Source organism: Sutterella parvirubra YIT 11816 (assembly GCF_000250875.1).
Lineage (GTDB): Bacteria > Pseudomonadota > Gammaproteobacteria > Burkholderiales > Burkholderiaceae_F > Sutterella > Sutterella parvirubra.
Genome location: NZ_JH604999.1, coordinates 5,087 through 9,697, shown reverse-complemented (window position 1 = coordinate 9,697; position 4,611 = coordinate 5,087). Strand labels below are relative to the sequence as shown.

The following is a 4,611-nucleotide window of genomic DNA, read 5'->3' as shown; positions in this document are numbered from 1 at the left end:
GCCCCGCGGTCCGACGGACGGACCGCGGGGCTTCGCCGTTTCGGGGTTCGGCAAAAACCGTCACGAATCAACCTATCCATCATTAGGGCTTCTTGAAAGAATGGTCGAGCACCATGAGGGATCCCTACCATGCGCTCTTCCAATCAAGTCACCGTTGACCTCGAGGCCTTTCGTGAATTCATGAAGAAGGCCGACCTCGACGAAAAGCAGCGGCGTCTTCTCTACGGCTTTCTCGCGGGCGAAATGGGCTACGGCGGGATCCGGGCCGTTTCGCAGGCGTTTGGCGTCTCCCACGTGACGGTCCGCAAAGGGCGGAGCGAAATCGCGGCTCTGGCCGTGAAGAACACAGAAGACGGGACGGCGCGGTGCATCCGTGAGCCGGGCGGCGGCCGCAAGTCCGTCGTCGAGAAGCACCCGGAGCTCCTCGATGCGCTGGAAGCGCTGATGCGTGCCGACGCATCTCCCGGGCGCGAGCCGCTCCTCGATTGGACGACCTTGAGCCTTCGGACCGTCGAGAAGCGCTTTGCCGGCCTCGGCTTTTACGTCACCGCCAACACCATCGGGAATACGCTGAGACGTCTCGGCTTCGCCATGGACGGCAACCGCAGGATGCTCCCGACGCCCGAGGCCCGCCCGGATGCGGACGAGCAGTTCCGCTTCATCCGGAAGAAGGCGGAGCGGTTCCTCGCGAGGAAGGATCCAGTCATCTCGCTCGGATTCAAGGCGCCGGGCGACGACGTGACGGGGCTCTCGAGCTTGAGCGTTGCGCCCGGTGCCCGGCAGGACGACACGGCGCGCCTGGCCGAGTGCGTTGAACGTTGGTTGGAGGCCGTCGGCCGAGGCATCTACGGCAGGCACCGGAAGCTTTACGTCGTCATGGGCGCGGGCGGCGTCCCCGGCTTCGACGTGCGGGCGTGGAGAAGCGCGCTCGCGGCGTTGGCCGACCGAACCGGATTGGAGATTCACGTCTCCTACGTGCCGGCCGGCACGTGGCGGTGGAACCGCATCGCGCACCGGTGGATCTGCCGGGAAGAGACCGAGGGGGCCGGGCGGAAGGAGCCTGATGAACTCGTCCTCAGCCTCATCGGTGACGGCGAGGTCGAAGAAGACCGCGTGATCGTCTATCCGGACGTTCCGGCCTGGAAGTCCGCCTGCGGGCGCGGCGCAGGAGGCGCGAAGGGGAAGAACACCGCGAAGGCCGTCCCGGACGTGGAGCCGCTTGAGCTCTTTGCCGGGTGGAACGTCGTCGTTCGGGGATGGAAGGCCGAGGCTTGAGGGCGGCGGTCTGCCCGATGCCCGGACACGCATAGGCTTTCCGGCAACGGTCGGCCCGCGCCCCGGCGCAGGCCGCAAGCCGGGCGGCGGCCGCGGAGACGCCCCGAATCTGCGTCCCCGGCTTTGATGCCGGCGGAGAAGCCCATTTTCCGCTCACACTTTGTTGCAGAGGTCGACCCAAGTTGACGCGGGCTTCCCGCAAGATGTTGAGAATTATTTCGGTCACTCAACCGCCCCATCTCTCGGAGTCAAAGTACATCATGCATGCCTGGCAAACCGTCATCATCCTCGTGGTGCTCGCCTGGATCGTTTGGAAGCTTTTGGGGCCCAAAGGCAAGGCCCGCTCGGGCGGTTGCGGCTGCGGGTGCGGCTGCGGCGGCCACGACAAAGAAGAAAAGTCCTCGGGGTCGTCGTGCTGCTGCGGCGGGCACGACGCCGCGCCTTCGGGGAAGGCCGATGAACAGAACGGCGTCTCCCGCATGAGCGCGGCAGACATCGACCGCAAGCCGTCGTCCGCTTCGGGCGCGGCGGGTTCGGCCGCCGGTGCTTCCGCCATGAAGGGCGGCTTCCTCTTCTCGGCCGGGCTCGGCCTGGGGCTTCTCGTCGCGGCGGCGGGGCTCTTGGGGTTGTTCGGCCCGGGTCATGGCTACGGTTACGGCTACGGCTACGGTCACGGCCATGGGTTCGGGCACGGCTTCAGCCTTCCCGACTTCTCCTGTGGGCTCTTCGGATTCTCGGGCCACTTCGGCGTCTCGACCCTCGTCTGGGCGCTCCTTCTCGCGGTCCTGGTCGGGCTCGTCGTGAAGCTCACGCAGCGCTGACCGCAAGACGCCCGCAGGCGGCTTTCGCTGGCCGGAGCCGGTAGGGGACGATTTCCTGTCCCCTGAAATCTTTCCTTCAAGAGAAAACGCGGCTTTTCCCTGGTACTCAGGGAAACCGTGTTTTCTTTCGATGAAACAAGATCATGAAATGAACCTTCAACTTTGAGGTAATTTCTCGCTTTGGCTACTGCGGCTAAGAAAGGGGTGATCGGTGTCATCTGGCCGGTTGTGGAAATCTAGCCACAGAGCCTCTACGGAAAACCGCCTAGGGGAGGGCGTGTCGGAAATCCCTTGAAGGAAAGGAAAAAGACGGGAAACGGCGGCGGCAGAAGCAGGTGGGGGTGGGGTTCCTTGGGATGAAAAACTCTCTTCACGCGTGTAACGTGCGGTTACGGAAGCGCCGCGGGCGCTTTTTTCGTTCCCGTGGGGGAGCCGCTTCCGCGGAGGTTTCGGGCGGGCGCCGTCCCGCCCGAAGCCCCCGAACCCTGATCCCCTGAACGCTCAAAACTTTCACCCCGTCATTCGGGATGAGCTCTTCGGACGGCTCATCCGGGCTGACGACACCCCCAAGGAGAAAGATTCGCCATGCTCGAAGTGGCCGTTTCCCTCGTGGCCCTGGCCTTCGCCGGCTGGGCCATCGCCAAAAACTACGACGCCAAAGTCGTGCTTTTCGCCGTCGGCTTCGTGCTGCTCTTCGCGGCCGTGCTGATGGGCCATCCGGTTTTGTCTGAAAAGGCGAGCTCGGGGCTCGCCTGGGTCGACCCCTTCAAGGTGGTGAAGGACCTCTTCGTCCGCCAGTACTCGAACGCCGGCCTCATCATCATGACGCTCTTCGGGTTCGCGGCCTACATGTCGCACATCGGCGCGAACGACATGGTGATCCGCGTGCTCTCGAAGCCGCTCGCGCTCGTGCGCTCGCCCTACGTGCTGGTCCCCTTGGTCTACTGGATCGGGACGCTCCTCTCCATCATCATCCCGAGCGCGTCCTCCTTGGCCGTCATCCTCATGGCGACCCTCTACCCGGTGCTACGCGCCGCGAAGATGACGCCGCTTACGGCCGCCGCCGTGATCGCCACGACCGCGACCATCGTCCCGACGCCTCTGGGCGGCGACAACGTCGTCGCCGCGCGCGTCCTCGGGATCGAGCACGTCGTCGACTACGTCTTCTACCACCACGCCCCGATTTCGGTCCCCGCGATCATCGTGATGGGCTTCGCGCACTACTTCTGGCAGAAGTACATGGACGGCCGTCAGAAGGGTGGGGCCGAGGGCGAGATCGACGAGTCGAAGCTCCAGATGAAGGACGTCGGCGCCCCCGTCTGGTACGCGATCTTCCCGGTGCTCCCGTTGGTCCTCACGATCTTCTTCTGGGCCTTCTTCAAGGGCGCCAAGGTGGGTCTCGTCGAAATCACGATCTTCTCCTTTGCGCTCGCCTTCGTGTCGGAACTCTGCCGCAAGGGCAACCCCAAGGTCATGATGAAGGACGCCGGTCTCTTCTTCAAAGGCATGGGCGAAGGCTTCTGGGTCGTCGTGGTGCTGATCGTCGCGGCGTCCACGATGGTGGCGGGTCTCTCGTCGCTCGGATTGATCGACATGCTCGCGGGCTCGATCGAGGGCGTCGAGAACGCCGGCACCGGCTTGATGTTCGCGTTCTCGGGCATCACGGCGCTGATCACCTTCATTTCGGGGTCGGGGAACGCCGTCTTCTACAGCTTCATCGAACTCATTCCGCAGATCGCGGAGAAGACCGGGCTCGATCCGATCATGATCGCGCTCCCGATGCAGCTCACTTCGCATCTGCTTCGCGCCGTCTCGCCCGTCGCCGCGGTCGTCATCATCGTGTCGTCGATCGTCAAGGTGAATCCGCTTGAACTCGTGAAGCGCACCTCGGTGCCGATGTTCGCGGGGCTCGCCGCGGTCCTCGCGATGTCCCTGGTCCGCTACATGTAAGGGCCCCGACCGCTGAACCCAACCCGTTTTCCCAACTTTTCCCGCATTCCCGCAAAGGAGGATCCTCACCATGGCCTACCTTGAACCCGTCGACGAAGCCGGCATCATCGCGCTCCGCCGTGAAATCCACGCCTGGCCCGAACCCGGTTGGGCGGAGTTCGTCTCCACCGCGCGCGTGATCCGTCACTTGGAGGAGGCGGGCCTCACGGTCCTCTGCGGCCGCGAGGTGATCAACCCCGACTTCATCCGCGGCGCGAACCGCCGCCAGATCGAGGAAGGGCTCGCCGCGGCGCGTGAGAAGGGCGTCGACGACGCGATGCTCGTCCGCATGGACGGGATCACGGGGGTCGTGGGGATTTTGGACACCGGCCGCCCCGGTCCGACGATCGCGATGCGCTTTGAGTTGGACTGCGTGCCGGTGACCGAAACGAAGGATCCGGCGCACCGCCCGAACGCGGGCGGCTACGCCTCCTGCCGCCCGGGCTACATGCACGCCTGCGGCCACGACGGTCACCAGGCGGTCGGGATGATGATGGCGAAGTGGCTCGCCGCCAATAAGGACAAC

Annotated in this window: 4 protein-coding genes; all 4 read left to right on the top strand. The window is 64.7% G+C overall.

The annotated features are described in order from the left end of the window. Window positions 1-129 precede the first annotated feature (129 nt). Complete coding sequence (locus HMPREF9440_RS07545) at window positions 130-1,275, top strand: ISAzo13-like element transposase-related protein (RefSeq protein ID WP_008543002.1); 1,146 nt, start codon at window positions 130-132, stop codon at window positions 1,273-1,275. A 260-nt stretch (window positions 1,276-1,535) separates the two neighbouring features. Further along, the gene (locus HMPREF9440_RS07540; protein WP_040764719.1) at window positions 1,536-2,096 is read left to right on the top strand and encodes a hypothetical protein; all 561 of its coding nucleotides are present in this window, start codon (window positions 1,536-1,538) and stop codon (window positions 2,094-2,096) included. Window positions 2,097-2,681: 585 nt separating this feature from the next. Further along, window positions 2,682-4,046 (top strand): C4-dicarboxylate transporter DcuC, encoded by a 1,365-nt coding sequence (gene dcuC / locus HMPREF9440_RS07535; protein ID WP_008542999.1) that lies wholly within the window; start codon window positions 2,682-2,684, stop codon window positions 4,044-4,046. Window positions 4,047-4,116: 70 nt separating this feature from the next. Then, a partial coding sequence (locus HMPREF9440_RS12090) for a M20/M25/M40 family metallo-hydrolase (protein WP_008542998.1) occupies window positions 4,117-4,611 on the top strand: 495 nt, incomplete at its 3' end.